Origin of the sequence: Frischella perrara, from assembly GCF_000807275.1 — a bacterium.
Taxonomy (GTDB): Bacteria; Pseudomonadota; Gammaproteobacteria; order Enterobacterales; family Orbaceae; genus Frischella; species Frischella perrara.
Genome location: NZ_CP009056.1, coordinates 2,655,424 through 2,676,970, shown reverse-complemented (window position 1 = coordinate 2,676,970; position 21,547 = coordinate 2,655,424). Strand labels below are relative to the sequence as shown.

General features: G+C 37.1%; 11 protein-coding genes. All 11 read left to right on the top strand.

What is annotated here, in order from left to right:
* Positions 1–41: 41 nt before the first annotated feature.
* The 11 genes from dnaE (at position 42) to FPB0191_RS11480 (ending at position 21,531) form a co-directional block, all read left to right on the top strand.
* Complete coding sequence (dnaE, locus tag FPB0191_RS11530; RefSeq protein ID WP_039106318.1) at positions 42–3,527, top strand: DNA polymerase III subunit alpha; 3,486 nt, start codon at positions 42–44, stop codon at positions 3,525–3,527.
* A gap of 227 nt (positions 3,528–3,754) precedes the next feature.
* Positions 3,755–4,717: an acetyl-CoA carboxylase carboxyl transferase subunit alpha gene (gene accA / locus FPB0191_RS11525; RefSeq protein ID WP_110021823.1), complete on the top strand. Its 963-nt coding sequence runs from the start codon at positions 3,755–3,757 to the stop codon at positions 4,715–4,717.
* A gap of 34 nt (positions 4,718–4,751) precedes the next feature.
* Positions 4,752–5,120 carry a diacylglycerol kinase gene (locus FPB0191_RS11520; protein WP_039106313.1) on the top strand — a complete coding sequence of 123 codons (369 nt, stop codon included), beginning with the start codon at positions 4,752–4,754 and terminating at the stop codon, positions 5,118–5,120.
* 305 nt (positions 5,121–5,425) lie between these two features.
* Complete coding sequence (locus tag FPB0191_RS11515; protein WP_039106311.1) at positions 5,426–6,652, top strand: aspartate aminotransferase family protein; 1,227 nt, start codon at positions 5,426–5,428, stop codon at positions 6,650–6,652.
* 352 nt (positions 6,653–7,004) lie between these two features.
* Positions 7,005–7,607, top strand: a complete 603-nt coding sequence (gene yihA / locus FPB0191_RS11510) for a ribosome biogenesis GTP-binding protein YihA/YsxC (protein ID WP_039107108.1) — start codon at positions 7,005–7,007, stop codon at positions 7,605–7,607.
* Positions 7,608–8,001: 394 nt separating this feature from the next.
* Entirely contained in the window at positions 8,002–10,356 is a 2,355-nt protein-coding gene (locus FPB0191_RS11505; RefSeq protein ID WP_162485181.1) for a type VI secretion system Vgr family protein, read from the top strand.
* Positions 10,356–11,306: a DUF4123 domain-containing protein gene (locus FPB0191_RS11500; RefSeq protein WP_039106309.1), complete on the top strand. Its 951-nt coding sequence runs from the start codon at positions 10,356–10,358 to the stop codon at positions 11,304–11,306. The genes FPB0191_RS11505 and FPB0191_RS11500 overlap by 1 nt, the downstream gene beginning before the upstream one ends.
* A 112-nt stretch (positions 11,307–11,418) precedes the next feature.
* Complete coding sequence (locus FPB0191_RS11495; protein ID WP_039106307.1) at positions 11,419–15,729, top strand: toxin VasX; 4,311 nt, start codon at positions 11,419–11,421, stop codon at positions 15,727–15,729.
* Positions 15,730–15,745: 16 nt separating this feature from the next.
* Complete coding sequence (locus tag FPB0191_RS11490) at positions 15,746–16,429, top strand: hypothetical protein (protein WP_039106306.1); 684 nt, start codon at positions 15,746–15,748, stop codon at positions 16,427–16,429.
* A gap of 94 nt (positions 16,430–16,523) precedes the next feature.
* Positions 16,524–17,132, top strand: a complete 609-nt coding sequence (locus tag FPB0191_RS11485; protein WP_162485180.1) for a hypothetical protein — start codon at positions 16,524–16,526, stop codon at positions 17,130–17,132.
* Between the two features lie 112 nt (positions 17,133–17,244).
* Complete coding sequence (locus tag FPB0191_RS11480) at positions 17,245–21,531, top strand: toxin VasX (protein WP_039106304.1); 4,287 nt, start codon at positions 17,245–17,247, stop codon at positions 21,529–21,531.
* Positions 21,532–21,547: the final 16 nt, after the last annotated feature.

Genomic DNA, 21,547 nt, shown 5'->3' with positions numbered 1-21,547 from the left:
GTTATAATTGATGCAATTTTGTTTATAAAAAATGCAATATTATGTCAGATCCTAAGTTTATACATCTCCATGTTCATAGTGATTTTTCCATGTTAGATGGCATGGCAAAAACGGATGCATTAGTCAAACAGACGGTTGCAATGAATATGCCTGCACTTGCCATAACGGATTTTTCTAATCTGTGTGGATTAGTAAAATTTTATGGCAGTGCCTTGTCTAAAGGTATTAAACCGATCATTGGTGCTGATCTGAAAATACATGATGTAGAACGTGATGAGTTTTATGATATTACAGTTTTAGCAGCTAATAATGAAGGTTATCACAATTTAACTTTACTGATCTCACATGCTTACCAACGAGGTTATGTTGGTGATGGTCCTGTTGTTGATAAAGAGTGGCTTATTAAATATAAAACTGGCTTAATTATCCTTGTCAGTTATCGAAGTGATATTGGTTTAGGGGTCATTCGCGACAATCAAGCAATGATAATGGAATCTATCCAATTTTATCAAACGCATTTTGCTGACGCTTGTTATCTGGAGTTAATTCGTACTGGGCGCGAAAATGAAGAGCTATTTGTTAAGCAAGCGCTTAAATTAGCTGAACAACATGATCTACCGGTTGTTGCTACTAACGATGTCAGATTTTTATCTGCAAGTGATTTTGAAGCCCATGAAATTCGTGTAGCCATTCATGATGGCGATACCTTAGATGATCCTAAACGCCCTAAAAAATATTCATTACAACAATATTTTCGTAGTGAATCGGAAATGGTTGAACTTTTTTCTGATATTCCCGAGTCGCTAATTAATAGTGTTGAAATTGCCAAACGATGTAATGTTTCAATCCGTTTAGGTGAATATTTCTTACCGCAATTTCCAACGGGTGAAATGACCACGGAGGATTTTTTAATTCATAAAGCGCAACAAGGACTTGAAGAGCGTTTACAATTTTTATTTCCTGATCCAGATATTCGCCAAGCTAATCGCCATAAATATGATGAACGTCTAGCGATAGAGTTAGACGTGATAAACCAAATGGGTTTCCCCGGTTACTTCTTAATTGTGATGGAATTCATCCAATGGTCTAAAGATAATTCTGTACCTGTTGGACCGGGTCGAGGGTCAGGTGCTGGATCACTGGTTGCGTATGCACTTAAAATTACCGATCTCGATCCCCTTGAGTTTGATTTACTATTTGAACGTTTTTTAAATCCAGAACGTGTATCTATGCCCGACTTTGATGTTGATTTCTGTATGGATAAACGTGATTTAGTTATTGATCACGTTGCGGAAATGTATGGACGTGATGCCGTATCACAAATCATCACCTTTGGTACTATGGCTGCGAAAGCAGTAATTCGAGATGTTGGACGGGTATTAGGTCATCCATATGGATTTGTGGATCGCATATCGAAATTAATTCCACCTGATCCCGGTATGACACTCGCAAAAGCCTTTGAGGCTGAACCTCGATTACTTGAGCTTTATAATAATAATGAAGATGTTAAAGGGCTCATTGATATTGCCCGTCAATTAGAAGGAGTCACGCGTAATGCTGGTAAACATGCTGGCGGGGTTGTTATCTCGCCAACTAAGATTACGGATTTTGCACCGATTTATTGTGACGCCGAAGGTCATCATCCGGTAACGCAATTTGATAAAAATGATGTTGAGTATGCTGGGCTAGTTAAATTTGACTTTTTAGGTTTACGAACATTAACAATCATTGATTGGGCAATATCAATGATTAATGAACGTTTACAACGAGAAGGCAATCCCCCTGTTGATATCAATCGAATTCCTCTTGATGATAAGGATTCATTTGATTTATTACTAAATGCTGAAACTACCGCTGTCTTCCAGTTGGAATCGCGAGGGATGAAGGACTTAATCCGACGACTCAAACCTGACTGTTTTGAAGATATGATCGCTCTGGTAGCACTGTTTCGACCGGGTCCTTTGCAATCAGGCATGGTAGATAACTTTATTGATCGTAAACATGGATTGGAAGAGGTATCTTACCCTGATAGCCAATATCAACATGAATCTTTGAAACCAATTTTAGAACCAACTTATGGCATCATTCTTTATCAAGAACAGGTCATGCAAATAGCCCAAACGCTGGCTGGCTATACACTTGGTGGCGCTGATTTATTACGTCGCGCTATGGGTAAAAAGAAGCCCGAAGAAATGGCTAAACAACGTTCGGTATTTAAAGAAGGGGCGGAAAAACAGGGTATAAATGGCGAATTATCAATGAAAATTTTTGATTTAGTTGAGAAATTCGCTGGCTATGGATTCAATAAATCACACTCTGCAGCTTATGCGTTAGTATCTTATCAAACTTTATGGCTTAAAACCCATTTCCCAGCGGAATTTATGGCAGCGGTTATGACCGCTGATATGGATAATACGGATAAAATCGTTGGTCTTGTTGACGAGTGTTTAAGAATGGGGATTAAAGTCAATCCTCCTGATATTAATAGCGGTTTATACCATTTCCATGTAAATGATAAAGGTGAAATTGTCTATGGTATCGGAGCGATTAAAGGTGTGGGTGAAGGACCTATTGAAGCTATTGTTGAAGCGCGCAATAAGCAAGGTAAACAAGGTTATTTTAGAAATATCTTCGAATTATGTGCAAAAACGGATATTAAAAAGCTGAATCGGCGCGTCTTAGAAAAACTCACTATGGCAGGGGCATTTGATAAAATCGGTCCTCATCGGGCAGCCATATTACATAGTATTAATGACGCAATTCAAGCGGCAGATCAACATGCTAAAGCGCAAGATATTGGACAGGAGGATATGTTTGGTGTGTTAGCTGAAGAGCCAGAACAAGTTGAATATGCTTATGGCAATGTGCCGAAAATGCCAGAACAGATTCTATTAGACGGTGAGCGTGAAGCACTTGGTCTATATTTAACGGGACACCCTGTGACGCAATATCTTAAAGAGCTAAGTCGTTATACCAATGGCGCTAGAATCAGTGAGGCAACGCCAACCGGTTGGGGTAAAATGGCAACATTTGCCGGACTGGTGATTACGGCACGGATTCGTCTGACCAAAAAAGGTAATCGAATAGGTTTATTTACGCTTGATGACCGTTCAGGGCGCATTGAAGTGATGGTTTTTGGTGAAACCCTTGAGAAATTTGAACATCACATTGTACAAGACAAGATATTAATTGTTACCGGGCAAGTTAGTACTGATGATTTTAATGGCGGAGTCAAACTTGCTGCCAGAGAAATTGTCGAACTTAGCGAAGCGCGCGAAAAATATGTTAAAGGGTTAGGCATTTCTTTACGAGACTCTGAAGTTAATCGACTTTTCCTACAACAATTACAAAAAAATGTCGAGCCACATCGTAATGGCGTGATTCCGGTTAATGTTTATTATCAGACTGATCAAGCTAGAGTACGCATTCAATTTGGCACAACTTGGCGTGTTACACCCAATGATAATTTACTCATTAGTTTAAAAAGTTTACTAGGCAATGAGCGAGTAGAGTTAGAGTTTGATTAATAAAAATTAATCAAAATTTACTATAATATATTGAGATTTACCGATAATATGTTGTTCTAAAATAGAGATAGATCATTAAATATCTGGCGATCTATATTAAATACATAGTAGAATTAGCGAAAATTTAATAACACTCTTTTATTATATTTACACAAAACCAATTTATTACTAATTAGATTTTAAATTATTGATGAATTGACGTTTAAATAAGAGGCCATACTTGGACTATTATGAATAATTTTTTAGATTTTGAAAAACCAATTGCTGAATTAGAAGCTAAAATTGATTCATTGAAAAATATGAATTCTGATGAAGTTCAGCTCAATATTAATCTGGATAAAGAAATAAAACAGCTTAACGAAAAAAGTCAGGAATTAACCAAAAAGATTTTTTCAAGTTTAACACCATGGCAAATTGCACAGTTAGCTCGTCATCCAAATCGTCCTTATACGCTTGATTATATCAATGAAATCTTTACTGATTTTGACGAACTCCACGGCGATCGTGCTTTTGCTGATGATAAAGCCATTGTTGGTGGTATAGCGCGTATTGATGAACGACCAGTGATGGTAATTGGTCATCAAAAAGGGCGTGAAACTAAATCTAAGATCTACCGTAATTTTGGAATGCCAGCACCTGAAGGTTATCGTAAAGCATTAAGATTAATGGAAATGGCAGAACGATTTAAGTTACCTATTTTGACATTTATCGATACTCCGGGGGCTTATCCAGGCATTGGTGCTGAAGAACGTGGTCAAGCTGAAGCTATTGCACGTAATTTACGTGAAATGTCACGCTTAAAAGTACCGACTATCTGTACCGTTATTGGTGAAGGTGGATCCGGTGGTGCATTAGCTTTAGGTGTCGGTGATAAAGTTAACATGTTACAATACAGTACTTATTCAGTCATTTCACCGGAAGGATGCGCTTCTATTTTATGGAAAAGTGCTGACAAAGCGTCGTTAGCTGCTGAAGCGATGAATATGACCTCAGATAAACTGTTAAAACTTAACTTAATTGATGCTGTTGTTAAAGAGCCTCTTGGCGGTGCGCATCGAGACTATACTGTCGCTGCTGAATCACTAAAAAAACGTTTAATTAGTGATCTTGATGAACTAGCAGAAATGGAACTTCCTGCTTTATTAGAAAGACGTTTTCAACGTCTAATGAACTATGGTTATGTTAGATAATAAATATAGTTAATAACATAAGTGAATCATTATAATGACAAAAGCAAAAGGTTTACGAAGAATTATTAATGCGGGGAAATATTCTCTACAAGGTTTAAAATCAGCATTTCTTAATGAAACAGCATTTCGGCAAGAAATTTATCTATTAATAGCTGCATGTATAATCGTCATGTTAATCGATTTTTCGATTTATGAACGAATCTTATTGGTAGGTTCAATAGGATTTATTATGATTGTTGAATTGATTAATAGTGCAATCGAATGTGTGGTTGACCGAATTGGTCCTGAGAGGCATGAATTATCAGGACGAGCAAAAGATTATGGTTCAGCTGCTGTATTAATGTCGATTGTACTAGCTATTGTTTTATGGATTTATATCTTTACTTGTCACTATTTTCCATAAAATTTAAGTTTATCTTTTCAAAATACAAGCTTAGCAATTGTTAGCTTGTTTAAATTCACAATGTAGTGGGGACTAAATAAATAGTCCCTCTTTTTCATCTATTATCAATTAATTTCGTATTGAATAAATAGTGACATATCATCTGTAACGATATTAGCACATAAACGTGTTAGGTTTTAATTCCGTATACAGGTAAAAAATAGAATTTTATGAATTAATATTCATAAAAAATGAATAAATATTTACAGCGTGGTGATTTCGTTTACAATAGTTGCATCATTATAAATTGCTTTCAGGATTGGTTTATGACAATAAAACAACAAGCTTCCATTAAACGAGATTGTTTTGATAAAGTTATGTTACCCGTTTATGCACCCGCACAATTTATTCCCGTTAAAGGTTTAGGAAGCCGTGTTTGGGATCAAAATGGTGAGGAATATATCGATTTTGCCGGTGGAATTGCCGTTAATGCTTTAGGTCACTGTCATCCTAAATTAGTTAAAGCGTTACAAGAACAAAGTGAAAAACTCTGGCATGTTAGTAATGTATTTACTAATGAACCCGCGTTACAATTAGCTCAACGACTTGTCGATCATACTTTTGCCGATCGCATCTTTTTTGCCAATTCTGGTGCTGAAGCCAATGAAGCAGCATTAAAATTAGCACGTCATTATGCTATTAAAAAATTCAATCCATACAAAACTAAAATTATCTCTTTTACCCATTCATTTCATGGACGAACATTGTTTACTGTTTCGGTTGGAGGGCAAGCTAAATATTCAGATGGCTTCGGTCCAAAACCAGCAGATATTGTTCATGTACCTTTTAATAATCTAGATGCGGTTAAAGCAGTGATTGATGATCATACATGTGCTGTTATTTTAGAACCCGTCCAAGGGGAAGGAGGACTAACTTGCGCAACACCTGAATTTTTAGCAGGTGTGCGTCAACTCTGTGATGAATTTAATGCACTATTGATTTTTGATGAAGTACAATGTGGTATGGGGCGGACCGGTACACTATTTACTTATCAGCAATATGGCATAATACCGGATATTCTTACTTCAGCTAAAGCATTAGGCGGTGGTTTTCCGATTAGTGCGATGTTAACCACTGATACCATTGCGTCAGTCATGTATCCAGGCGTGCATGGAACGACCTATGGGGGAAATCCGTTAGCTTGTGCCGTAGGATGTGCTGCATTTGATGTTATTAATTCAGACGCTGTTTTAAGTACTATCACAGCGAAGCGAAAATTATTTATTGAGCAATTAGAAAAAATAAATCAGCAATTTTCGGTGTTTAGTCAATATCGTGGAAAAGGTTTATTGCTAGGTGCACAATTAAGTGAACCTTACCATGATCGCGCGAGGGATTTCTTAAATACCGCTACCGAGTTTAAAGTCATGATTCTAAATGCCGGTACTTCAGTACTTCGATTTACGCCATCTTTAGTCATCAGTGATGAAGAAATCATCCAAGGTATGGCGCGTTTTGCTAAAGCGGTAGAAAAACTGGTTAACAGCAAATAAAACGAATAATTGATACAAATGATGTCAAAAAGGGTAATGGGTTATTAAATTACCCTTTTTATATATAACATTAACACACAAAGCATTGATTGATTTAGGATAAATACACGGCAATCTTATCGTAAATACGTTTAAACATCGTTAATCTATCAAAATTACCGATATTCAGTACTTAAGCAGTTTCTATCAATTGCGGTTTTTGATAAAATTCACCTTTGTTATTTTGTTTGATGTGATTATGCATGTTCATTCACTTATTCAAATGATAAAACATATTATTAACTGACTAAAGCCTTTGCTTAATCGTTATAAATCCAGCCAATTTATCAAATTAAGGTATTGTACAATGACCATCACACCGTTAAATTATGCTAAAACTAAGTTTGTTACTAGCGCGCCAGACATCAATCATCTACCTGCTGACACCGGTATTGAAATTGCTTTTGCCGGTCGATCCAATGCGGGAAAATCAAGCGCATTAAACACCTTAACTAATCAGAAAAATCTAGCGAGAACCAGTAAAACACCCGGTCGTACTCAGTTAATTAACTTATTTGAAGTTGCACCTAATTGTCGTTTGGTCGATTTACCGGGTTATGGTTTTGCTCAAGTGCCTGAAGAAGTAAAACGTAAATGGCAAAAATCCTTAGGTGAATATTTACATAAACGCGAAAGCCTAAAGGGATTAGTCATATTAATGGATATTCGTCATCCACTCAAAGATCTTGATCAACAGATGATTGATTGGGCGGTGCAATCAGAACTGCCAGTGATGTTACTGCTAACAAAAGCCGATAAACTTGCCTCAGGAGCACAAAAAAAACAACTTAATATGGTCAAAGAAGCAATATTACCTTTTCAAGGGGATATTACCGTTGCAACCTTTTCTTCACTAAAACGAACCGGGCTAGAACAACTTAGACAAAAGTTAGATTATTGGTTTGAACAGCTTTAGAAAAATTAAATTGCTGATAGTGACATGTTAAAAAGATCATATATTCATTATTAATAATAGATTAGTTCATTTTAACATGCTGTCATTATTCAATGATAAAGGAGCAAAAAAGCTCCTTCATTTATCTGTAAATCCATTAGATTACACTTTAATCTTAAGATCGCCTTATTTATCCATTTTCATTCAATAATTAATAATTACTGTTTATTTAATTAGTTAATATTTCTTTTATCGAATTTATCATTGATGCGCTGATTTTTTAAACAAATTTATTAATTGGAAAATCTGTTAAAAACGAATTGATTTAAGCTAAAAAATACCTTATTTTACACGGTTATAGTTATAATAACGGACTAATAAAAATAAGTATAAAATTTAAGGAATGCTGATGATTATGACAGAGCAAGTGGTAAAACCAGTTACCACTTTAATGGGTAGTCATACCCATAACCGTTATCAGTTAGCGATTAACGGTTTACCTTCTACCACCACTTTATCCGTTCTATCAATCTCTGGGCGGGAAGATTTAAACCAACCTTGGCGTTATGAAATCAACTTTACCTGCACTGATAAACAAATCCCCGTTGATGCCATTCTCCGCCAATCTGCCAGTCTTACTTTCCAAACACCTCATATCGCTGAACAACTCACCAAAATCAGCTCACTAGAAAAACCGCAACCACCTCGTACCTTGTACGGTGTGATTACCGAGTTTAGTCTGTTATCAATTAATAAAGATGAAGCTCATTATCAAGTCGTATTACAACCTCGTCTAGCATTATTCGCCAACGACCAGTACTGTGCGATTTATCAAAATCAAAGTGTAGTGAGTGTTGTGGAAGCTGTATTACGTCAGCATGGCTTTACCGGTGTTGATTATCGTCTAGAATTAAAAGATGAATACCCGGCACGAGAGTTTATTACGCAATGGCATGAAAGTGATTTAGCGTTTATTCAGCGCTTACTAAGTGATGTAGGGATTTGGTTTTACTTCGAAAGTCATCATGACCATCATTGTGATGTATTGGTATTAAGTGATAATGAACAAGGGTATGACGATGCCGGTCATATTGTGTTTAAAGCACCCAGTGGTATGGTTGATGGTAAACAAAATAGCATATGGAATTTACAATTTAGCAGCAGTATTCAACCGCAGTCAGTTATAACAAAAGATTATAACTACCGCACCGCATCAGCAGACCAGCATTCTTCACTCAATACTCAACCTAAAGATGTAACAACTGCCGGCATAGATTACCGCTATGGTGAGCATCATAAAGATAAAGGCGATAACACACAAATCGAAAGTGGGCAGTGGTACAGTAAAATCCGCCATGAAGCTCATTTGAGTCAAAAATGGATTATTCGGGGTGAATGTAACGATTACCATCTCATACCCGGTCAACACATCATTATTGATAACTGTGAAATTGGTGGGCTTGAGCAAGGTATTATTATTCTATCAACGGAAAGCTATGCTGACCGTAGTGCGTCTTATCAATGCCATTTTACGGCGATTGCTTATGATGTCTTAAAACCGTATCGTCCTATTCCTTTATCATGGCCTCAAGTCAGTGGCACATTACCAGCGCGGGTGACCAGTCCTGATAATGATACTTATGGTTATATTGATACACAGGGACGTTATCGAGTTAAGTTTGATTTTGACCTAAAAAGTTGGAAAAAAGGTGAGGAAAGTCTCTGGGTTCGTTTAGCCAAACCTTATGCCGGAGACCGCTATGGTTTTCACTTTCCTTTAATAGATGGTACCGAAGTAGCGATTGCTTTTACAGAAGGTAATCCTGACCGACCATATATTGCACATGCGATGCATGACAGTGCTCATCCTGACCATGTGGCAACCGCGAACAAACACCGTAATGTAATTCGAACACCTGCCAATAATAAGTTACGGATGGATGATAAACGAGGTCAAGAGCACATTAAACTTGCGACCGAATACGGTAAAACGCAATTAAATCTTGGTCATTTGGTTAATCAACGTAAAGAGCAACGGGGTGAAGGATTTGAATTAAGAACGGATGAATGGGGGGCGATTCGGGCAGCCAAAGGGCTTTATATTTCAACCGAAGGTAAATATAAAGCTGATGGTGATGTGCTTAATATTGATAACCCGGTTAAAGAGCTTGAACAAGCATTACATATGGTAAGAAAACTCAATGAACAGGCGAAAGTTGCCAAAGCATCTTTGGCCGACTTACAAACTCAACAAAAATTAATGGAAGAAAAGATCAAGCAATTAAATGATGCTGCGCTATTACACTATGCGCCAGCCGGTGTGGCAACTGTTACGCCAGATAGTATTCAACACACGGCGGGTGAAAATATTATTCATACCGCTCAAAATAGTGTTGATATTAGTGCCTTTAAACGTTTTATGATCAATGCCGGTAATCGTATTAGTTTATTCGCTAGTAAAATGGGGATTACTATCTTTGCTGCACAAGGTAAAGTTGATATTCAAGCTCAAAATGATGAATTACATTTGACAGGGAATAAGCATGTTAAATTGACCAGTGTCAACCATGAAGTCACTGTTTCCGCTAGTAAAAAATTGAACTTAGTATGTGGTAACTCAGCTATTGTTATTCAACCAGATGGCATTAAATTAATTTCTCCAGGTGATGCTAAAGCATTAACTGCGAGTTTTAATGTAATTGGACCATCGAATTTTAAAGCATCTGTTCCCGAATTACCTGCCGGAGCCAGTTGTGAGGAGCAATTATAATGGATAATAGATTTGTTAACAATTTGAAAGCAGTGTTAGAAGTACTTCAAAGTCAATTTAATGAAGGGAGCAGTTTACAACATTATCGTTATTTACTCATTGATCGATTAGCAGTTGTCAGTGAATTATCACCACTTTATGATGAAGCATTACAAGATAATATTGCGCCCGAGTTGTTGGCTGTTATTAAACGGCCTGAACTTGCGCATAGCTTAGCTAGTTGTCCGTTACTTGTGTGTATTGCAGAGCCAAATGAACAATTAAACAAAAAACTTTTTGTTAGTGCCTTGAGGCAAATTAATATAGATTACCTAACAAGTAAGCAATATGTGTGTGGTTTTTTGGCAAGTCCTTTACCGCCGGAATCGCTAGCTGATGAGTTGCTTAATGCCTGTTTAATAGCTGGAAAAGCCTTAGGGCGTAGGTTTTTACCATTTTATGAACCTTTCACACTTGATGTGCTATGGCACAGTTATGAAGCACCTAAATCACACCTTGGTTTACTTTTGCCTGACGATACTCATTATTATTTTATTAATACTAATGGCGACTGTTGTGTATTTCATGCTATTGATTATGAGGATGAGAAAGAGTTTGCGCAGCGTTTTGTTAATCCAAAATTACGGTTCAATTTATTGAATCAGGCTGCTCTTTACCATTTAGTTGTGACTTGGCAAGATCTTTGCGAACAACAGAAAAAACCATTATCGGAACAAGCATTATCCCGTATTATGGCATTGTTTTATGATCCTCATGCTACTCAACTTGACAATGATCAAGATAGGCGAGCTTATGTCTTATTTTCATTACAATATGGACAGTTAATGACTAATGAAGAGTTATCAAAACTGATAAAAGAGGTAATAGAAGATAGCCATAAACAAGGGCAATTAGGTTATCTTTTAAGTCAAAGAAAGGAAGCGCTTTCGTTATTATCACAAGCGCAATAAGTCGCACTTATCAGAATAATTCAGCGTAATAAAAAATAAAAACAGTTAGAAAATTAGGATGATGTCATAGAGCTAGATATCGTCGAAAATAATGTAGGGAAGAGAAAATAAGATGAATGAGTCAAATAATCAAGCAGAATCAGAAAACATATATAATCCGCAGCTTGTTTATGAAGCCAGTGAAAAAGATATGAACTTAGACAGTGGCCAATGTGGCGCATGTCAGCGGCGCGGTTTTCCATTATTTTTGGTACGAAAATCAATTGTTCCACGAACCTTTAAATCCCAAATCGATTGGTCAAATGGCATGGTCTCACTGGGAGACCGAGAGCCAGAAAGAAACTGGCTTGATTATCAGTATGCCTATCGTACTCTCCGAGAAGGGTATGTGTATATTTTATGTAATCGAATAGGTAACGATGATGATAGTAAGCTAGAAGTGATGGCTTATGAAGTGACCCACTCAGGCGGTTTTCGGTTACGTGAGTTTCGAGATGTTAAGGGAACGAGACCGAAAGATATTCCGCTTAGTTGTTTGTCAGACAATCATCAAGTGAAGGCGCAGTTCGTCACGATAGATAACCGAGTTTATGATAAAGCTTGGGTAGCTTATTCATCTATTCGCTGGACATTAGCGACCATCAACTATTATAAAGAAAATCTAGCAGAGCGAGAGCAGCGTTTCAGTCATGTTGATTTAACACAGCAAACAGCAAAGGACGTATCAAAACAAAATCGAAGTTTTTTGTTTAGAGATTTTTTTACAAAAAACCGTTTTTTGTTAGAGCTTGAATGTAGCGATGAAGAAGTCATAGATTACTATGAAGATGAAAGTAAAAACATATTGGTAAGGAAAAAAGATAAAGGGAAAGAGGTACCAGAAGATGGCGTAAAAAGTTTGTTTGATAATATTCGTAACGGGATGATGACAGTTAAAACCCGAACGTTATCGGATTTGTTAAACGCAACCAAATCTAATTTGGGCGGATTATATAATCAGGTATTTTGTACAGCCAGCCATTTTAACTCTCTGCATGGTGAAAAAGTGCGTCAAGCTTTAGATTTGACAGTAAGTCGCTATGAGCAAGATAACAATTATGGCACAACAGAGCTAACGGCATTAGTGGTAGAAGACCCGTTAGGATTAGCCGAGGAACTATCAATACAACGTCGGCAACGCTTAGCACCGGTGATAGAAGGACTGGCGAAGCAAGATGAAAATGACAACGAGTTATTAAAGCGATACGATAAGTTAGTACGAAACAGTAGCCATAATTATATCTACTATGAAGAAAAGAAAACGGCGAAAAGTAAATTGGCGAAAACGATGCAGAAGTGGGATTCGAGTGAAATTCGGGATACTTTTGCACAATTCTATCAAGAAAACAACGATTATGTCAGCAGTTATCCCTTGTCTTATTTCACACCTGAAATTCGTTATGCTCGCAATCACTACCACAGTATTATGCAGTACAAGCAGATGATTAAGTCTTCAATAACGCAAGCAGGTGACAATGATTTTTATCTATTTCTGTTTTATGACAAAAATCAAGATTATCAGAAAGAATTTAACGAAGAAGTTGGAGATCCAAAAGATTTTAGGAATACTATTGATTGGCAAGAAATTGAACTGAAAACTATTTTTCAATCATCCGATAAACTTGCTGGGTTAAATGCTCTAGATAAGATTTATGTATTAGATGCGGTGGGTGAAACGTATTTTGCTGAGCAGTTAGGGATAAGTGACCCCCATACATTGGAAAAGTCAAAACTAAATCATTATTTATTTTGCCGGCGTTTAAGTTTGTATGGTTTATCCATGCCTAAAAATAAGGATAATAATGGCTTTGGGGATTATAGAAGCATTACTTTAAGTGAGGCACAACAAACAGCTTTACTTTCATACTATCATCAATCGCATACCGGTAAAGAAGCGAACCAAGTTAACAGCGTTATGGTGGTGCATTTTTACAATTTAAGTGCTTATAAAGATAAATTGGGCGACAAAACGGTGGCGGATAACTGGGATAAGCATCAAAAACGACTGAATCAGCCATCTATAGATAATTTTGAAGCGTTAGAAAAATCGGGTTATCAGTCTTTATATCAATATGTAAATGAAAGCTCACAAGATTATTATCACTATCTGATTTGGTTATGGGGAGAAGATAAACAATACTATCAAGTGGAGGACGGAGCGAAGAAAGAAGCGCTACCGCAGACATTAAACAGCTTATTTTTCTGGCGCAATGAAGTCTTGCCGAACTGCTCTGATATGCATATTAGTTTTTTATTAACCGTGTTACAAATATTTGATAGTGGTAGTGTTGGCAATATGGAATTGCCAATCCAATCCGCACTATGGGCGATGCTGTTTGAAAATAAGCAGTCGATTTATTTTTACCTATTGGGTGATACCGAATCAACCGTATCACCGATAGCGGATGAAGAGGAATTTTATTTCCGACAAGAAGTGAAAGATAGGCAGGCAAAGCAAGATGGTGAATCGCTTTCTGAGGAGCAACAATCCGACGGCGTAATATCGAACGAGACTATTTTCAATGCGGCGAAGGGAACGCTAGATTTAAGTCAAGATATAAATACACTACAAGGAAGAGAAGAGAATGTTTCCGTATTGCAGTTGCTGTTGAAAAGATGGCTTAACACCAGTCTTGAAGGGGTGATAAGGGCATCAAGGCATTCCGTCAGGCTGAATGAATTAATGGTACGTGACCATTTTCTAAGGGTAATGAATTTATTCACGGGGAGCCAAAGTGAGCGTATTTTGCAATATGAAGTGAAGATGACAGTCAGAGCCTTGAACAAATATATGCAAAATATGCATGGATTGATGCCGTTCTTTTTTAATTCAGAAATGAGAACCGCTAGAGGTCAAACACTACAAGTTAGTAAAAATATTGACGGTATTTGGCAGGTAGAAAATGCTAATAGCCGAAGCATTAACCGGGATAAAGTGAAAGTAAGTCTGTTAGCGTTTTTTAAATCAGCAGAAGAGCAACAGAATTTTGAATCATTATTGCATCGCTCTGGTGGGCGCCCGGCCAAGTCGGCGATGAATAGGCTTGCTCCTTATATCATAGAGATGAGTGATACCGTATACGATAGCGAAGATATAGAAAAATTGTCGAAAGCATTGTCGCGCAATAAACGCAATGCGCCTCGTATTGAAAAACTCGACAGCTTGGCAGCAAGTATATTAAATGGAGTAGGGATTTACTTCCAGATACAAACGCTACAGAATTTAGAAAGTCAGCTTGATACGTTAAATGACCCAATAACGAAAGAAACAATCAAATATAAAATACTTGTTAACAGAAGCTTAATAGCATTAAATACAATGGATATAGTAGCGAATATTACTAATTTAGCAACGTCAGGGAAATTAGAATTATATTTTAGCCGTACGAGTAGTCTTTATCGATATGCTAGGCGATATAAAATTTGGAGTAAGACCCTTGCTTGGATAAGCGTTTACGATGCGATGTTATCATGTCTAGTGGCATTTAGGAGTTATAACAGTGGAAATACCGGGTCAGGTGTATTATTGGTAACGAGTCTTTTAAGTTTGGCTGTGAGTTATGCGATGGCTATTAACGTGCTTCCGCTTTATGGGCAGATAGCGGCAGTAGTGATATTGGCATGTGCGGCGATAATTGAGGCTATTTACTATAGTGATGGAAGTGATTGGGATGAGTTGGATAAGTGGTTAAACCGCAGCATGTTGGGTAATTATGACCATAAAGACAAGTATCCGCTTTATTACTTACCGACACCGATTTGCATGCGGTTATCACAGCAGGATTTTTATCTGGCGGTAAATGGTGGTATTTGTAAGGTTGAAGCTGATTCAAGTTGGTATGATTTTTGGAACAATTATGACCTTTATTTAATGCTAAATTTACCGGATTTTGATGAGAAAAAGGGATGGTTTGAGGGCACAATAATGGTTATGTCATTAAAAAATGGGCAAGCGATCACTCTGAATATAAAACATAATTATAAACGATTAGAAATTGTTCCACATGGATCAATGGCTAACTTTAAGCCGATAAATAAACAATCATTTGATAAGGAAAACGAATATTATCGTATGGATAAAAAAGAAAAGAAAGAGGTGAACGATGATAAAGAAGCGGAAGAGATGGATGATGAACAACAATGGAATACGTTAATGAGTCTGGCAGCTGGGCAAGCTTTACCTGCCCCTACAGCTTCGTCAGAGCTTGAAAGCCCTACAAATGATTCACAGATAGGGTTATTTTTAATTAAGCAGTGTGTTGGTCAAATCAGGGGTGACCATGAAGTTGAGGTAACTATTAATTATTGGCCAAATGGCAAGCAAGATGAAAATGGTCAGCAAATAACACCGTACTTACTAACTTACCACTATAAGAAAGATTAATGGGAGCGGATAAAAGATGAATAAACGATGGGTAATAGCATTATGGGGGTTAATAGTATTAGGGTTAACGGGGTGTGATTCGTATCCATATAAGGATAAAATTCAACGTGGTTATGACTTAAATAATCAATCAGGCAATAAAGCAATTTGTATGATTGTGGGTGATATTAAACGAGCTATCTACCCTTATACCACTTATCATATGGAGGGGGAAGACTTGCCTTTTTCAGAAAAAACACAAATATCTTTTCACAATCGAGTAAAAAATGAAAATCTACATTTTTTTGCTGAACGAGGCTTTTTTACCGAGGAATGGGTGGGGGAAACTGATGGTAAACCGCTATACCGTTATGATTTGACCGATTTAGGTCGACAGTATTTTGATGGGTTTAGGAACCAAACTAATTTCTGTTTTGGACGGATAGTGGTGGACTCTATTAAACGGACCAAAGATGGTATAAATGGTATAGGAGGGGGCACAATTCGTGATGTGTATATTACCTATCATGTGGAGAATATCCCGGATTGGGTAAAAGACCCGGCAGTGTATCAGCGTTTTAGTTATTCTGAAAAACTCACTACTGGTGAAAAACTATCAGGTATGCATAGTTTTCGAGTAATAGGTAAGGATAAATTGAAGACAGTTTCAGGAATAAGTGGAATTTACCAATGGGCATCTCCAAACGATGATGAAGATTAAAAAGTGTAGTAATCCATCAATTCAGCATTACTATAATCTTTTTTAATGTGTCGGGCAGGATACTCATCTGCCCTTACAATATGTGTGTGGTTTTTTGGCAAGTCCTTTACCGCCGGAATCGCTAGCTGATGAGCTGCTTAATGCCGGTTTAATAGCTGGAAAAGCCTTAGGGCGTAGGTTTTTACCATTTTATGAACCTTTCACACTTGATGTGCTATGGCACAGTTATGAAGCACCTAAATCACATCTTGGTTTACTTTTGCCTGACGATACTCATTATTATTTTATTAATACTAATGGCGACTGTTGTGTATTTCATGCTATTGATTATGAGGATGAGAAAGAGTTTGCGCAGCGTTTTGTTAATCCAAAATTACGGTTCAATTTATTGAATCAGGCTGCTCTTTACCATTTAGTTGTGACTTGGCAAGATCTTTGCGAACAACAGAAAAAACCATTATCGGAACAAGCATTATCCCGTATTATGGCATTGTTTTATGATCCTCATGCTACTCAACTTGACAATGATCAAGATAGGCGAGCTTATGTCTTATTTTCATTACAATATGGACAGTTAATGACTAATGAAGAGTTATCAAAACTGATAAAAGAGGTAATAGAAGATAGCCATAAACAAGGGCAATTAGGTTATCTTTTAAGTCAAAGAAAGGAAGCGCTTTCGTTATTATCACAAGCGCAATAAGTCGCACTTATCAGAATAATTCAGCGTAATAAAAAATAAAAACAGTTAGAAAATTAGGATGATGTCATAGAGCTAGATATCGTCGAAAATAATGTAGGGAAGAGAAAATAAGATGAATGAGTCAAATAATCAAGCAGAATCAGAAAACATATATAATCCGCAGCTTGTTTATGAAGCCAGTGAAAAAGATATGAACTTAGACAGTGGCCAATGTGGCGCATGTCAGCGGCGCGGTTTTCCATTATTTTTGGTACGAAAATCAATTGTTCCACGAACCTTTAAATCCCAAATCGATTGGTCAAATGGCATGGTCTCACTGGGAGACCGAGAGCCAGAAATCGATTGGATTGATTATCAGTATGCCTATCGTACTCTCCGAGAAGGGTATGTGTATATTTTATGTAATCGAATAGGTAACGATGATGATAGTAAGCTAGAAGTGATGGCTTATGAAGTGACCCACTCAGGCGGTTTTCGGTTACGTGAGTTTCGAGATGTTAAGGGAACGAGACCGAAAGATATTCCGCTTAGTTGTTTGTCAGACAATCATCAAGTGAAGGCGCAGTTTGTCACGATAGATAACCGAGTTTATGATAAAGCTTGGGTAGCTTATTCATCTATTCGCTGGACATTAGCGACCATCAACTATTATAAAGAAAATCTAGCAGAGCGAGAGCAGCGTTTCAGTCATGTTGATTTAACACAGCAAACAGCAAAGGATGTATCAAAACAAAATCGAAGTTTTTTATTTAGAGATTTTTTTACAAAAAACCGCTTTTTGTTAGAGCTTGAATGTAGCGATGAAGAAGTCATAGATTACTATGAAGATGAAAGTAAAAACATATTGGTAAGGAAGAAAGATAAAGGGAAAGAGGTACCCGAAGATGGCGTAAAAAGTTTGTTTGATAATATTCGTAACGGGATGATGACAGTTAAAACCCGAACGTTATCGGATTTGTTAAACGCAACCAAATCTAATTTGGGCGGATTATATAATCAGGTATTTTGTACAGCCAGCCATTTTAACTCTCTGCATGGTGAAAAAGTGCGTCAAGCTTTAGATTTGACGGTAAGTCGCTATGAGCAAGATAACCATTATGGCACAACAGAGCTAACGGCATTAGTGGTAGAAGACCCGTTAGGGCTAGCCGAAGAACTATCAATACAACGTCGGCAACGCTTAGCACCGGTGATAGAAGGACTGGCGAAGCAAGATGAAAATGACAACGAGTTATTAAAGCGATACGATAAGTTAGTACGAAACAGTAGCCATAATTATATCTACTATGAAGAAAAGAAAACGGCGAAAAGTAAATTGGCGAAAACGATGCAGAAGTGGGATTCGAGTGAAATTCGGGATACTTTTGCACAATTCTATCAAGAAAACAACGATTATGTCAGCAGTTATCCCTTGTCTTATTTCACACCTGAAATTCGTTATGCTCGCAATCACTATCAAAGTATAATGCAGTACAAGCAGATGATAAAGTCTTCAATAACGCAAGCAGGTGACAATGATTTTTATCTATTTCTGTTTTATGACAAAAATCAAGATTATCAGAAAGAATTTAACGAAGAAGTTGGAGATCCAAAAGATTTTAGGAATACTATTGATTGGCAAGAAATTGAACTGAAAACTTATTTTCAATCATCCGATAAACTTGCTGGGTTAAATGCTCTAGATAAGATTTATGTATTAGATGCGGTGGGTGAAACGTATTTTGCTGAGCAGTTAGGGATAAGTGACCCCCATACATTGGAAAAGTCAAAACTAAATCATTATTTATTTTGTCGGCGTTTAAGTTTGTATGGTTTATCCATGCCTAAAAATAAGGATAATAATGGCTTTGGGGATTATAGAAGCATTACTTTAAGTGAGGCACAACAAACAGCTTTACTTTCATACTATCATCAATCGCATACCGGTAAAGAAGCGAACCAAGTTAACAGCGTTATGGTTGTGCATTTTTACAATTTAAGTGCTTATAAAGATAAATTGGGCGACAAAACGGTGGCGGATAACTGGGATAAGCATCAAAAACGACTGAATCAGGCGTCCATTGATAATTTTGAAGCGTTAGAAAAATCGGGTTATCAGTCTTTATATCAATATGTAAATGAAAGCTCACAAGATTATTATCACTATCTGATTTGGTTATGGGGAGAAGATAAACAATACTATCAAGTGGAGGACGGAGCGAAGAAAGAAGCGCTACCGGAGACGTTAAACAGCTTATTTTTCTGGCGTAATGAAGTCTTGCCGAACTGCTCTGATATGCATATTAGTTTTTTATTAACCGTGTTACAAATATTTGATAGTGGTAGTGTTGGTAATATTGAATTACCAATCCAATCGGTACTATGGGCGATGCTGTTTGAAAATAAGCAGTCGATTTATTTTTACCTATTGGGTGATACCGAATCAACCGTATCACCGATTGCGGATGAAGAGGAATTTTATTTCCGACAAGAAGTGAAAGATAGGCAGGCAAGGCAAGATGGTGAATCGCTTTCTGAGGAACAACAATCCGACGGCGTAATATCGAACGAGACTATTTTCAATGCGGCGAAGGGAACGCTAGATTTAAGTCAAGATATAAATACACTACAAGGAAGAGAAGAGAATGTTTCCGTATTGCAGTTGCTGTTGAAAAGATGGCTTAACACCAGTCTTGAAGGGGTGATAAGGGCATCAAGGCATTCCGTCAGGCTGAATGAATTAATGGTACGTGACCATTTTCTAAGGGTAATGAATTTATTTACGGGGAGCCAAAGTGAGCGTATTTTGCAATATGAAGTGAAGATGACAGTCAGAGCCTTGAACAAATATATGCAAAATATGCATGGATTGATGCCGTTCTTTTTTAATTCAGAGATGAGAACCGCTAGAGGTCAAACGCTACAAGTTAGTAAAAATATTGACGGTATTTGGCAGGTAGAAAATGCTAATAGCCGAAGTATTAACCGGGATAAAGTGAAAGTAAGTCTGTTAGCGTTTTTTAAATCAGCAGAAGAGCAACAGAATTTTGAATCATTATTGCATCGCACTGGTGGGCGCCCGGCGAAGTCGGCGATGAATAGGCTTGCTCCTTATATCATAGAGATGAGTGATACCGTATACGATAGTGAAGATATAGAAAAATTGTCGAAGGCATTGTCGCGCAATAAACGCAATGCGCCTCGTATTGAAAAACTCGACAGCTTGGCAGCAAGTATATTAAATGGAGTAGGGATTTACTTCCAGATACAAACGCTACAGAATTTAGAAAGTCAGCTTGATACGTTAAATGACCCAATAACGAAAGAAACAATCAAATATAAAATACTTGTTAACAGAAGCTTAATAGCATTAAATACAATGGATATAGTAGCGAATATTACTAATTTAGCAACGTCAGGGAAATTAGAATTATATTTTAGCCGTACGAGTAGTCTTTATCGATATGCTAGGCGATATAAAATTTGGAGTAAAACCCTTGCTTGGATAAGCGTTTACGATGCGATGTTATCATGCCTAGTGGCATTTAGGAGTTATAACAGTGGAAATACCGGGTCAGGTGTATTATTGGTAACGAGTCTTTTAAGTTTGGCTGTGAGTTATGCGATGGCTATTAACGTGCTTCCGCTTTATGGGCAGATAGCGGCAGTAGTGATATTGGCATGTGCGGCGATAATTGAGGCTATTTACTATAGTGATGGAAGTGATTGGGATGAGTTGGATAAGTGGTTAAACCGCAGTATGTTGGGTAATTATGACCATAAAGACAAGTATCCGCTTTATTACTTACCGACACCGATTTGCATGCGGTTATCACAGCAGGATTTTTATCTGGCGGTAAATGGTGGTATTTGTAAGGTTGAAGCTGATTCAAGTTGGTATGATTTTTGGAACAATTATGATCTTTATTTAGACCTTAGATTACCGGATTTTAATAAGAAAAATGGATGGTTTGAGGGGTTAATAATGGTTATGTCATCAAATAATCAGCAAGTGATCATCCTGAAGATTAAACATGATTATAAACGATTAGAAATTGTACCACATGGGTCAATGGCTAACTTTAAGCCGATAAATAAACAATCGCTTGATGAAGAAAACGAATATTATGATTTTAAAAATAATGAAGTAAAAGATGTGAGCAATGATGAACAGCAATGGAACGCGTTAATGAGTCTGGCAGCTGGGCAGGCTGTACCCGCCCCTACAGCTTCGTCAGAGCTTGAAAGCCCTACAAATGATTCAAAGACAGGGTTATTTTTAATTAAGCAGTGTGTTGGTCAAATTAAGGGTGACCATGAAGTTGAGGTATCTATTAATTATTGGCCAAATGGCAAGCAAGATGAAAATGGTCAGGAAATAACACCGTACTTACTGACTTACCACTATAAGAAAGATTAATGGGAGCGGATAAAAG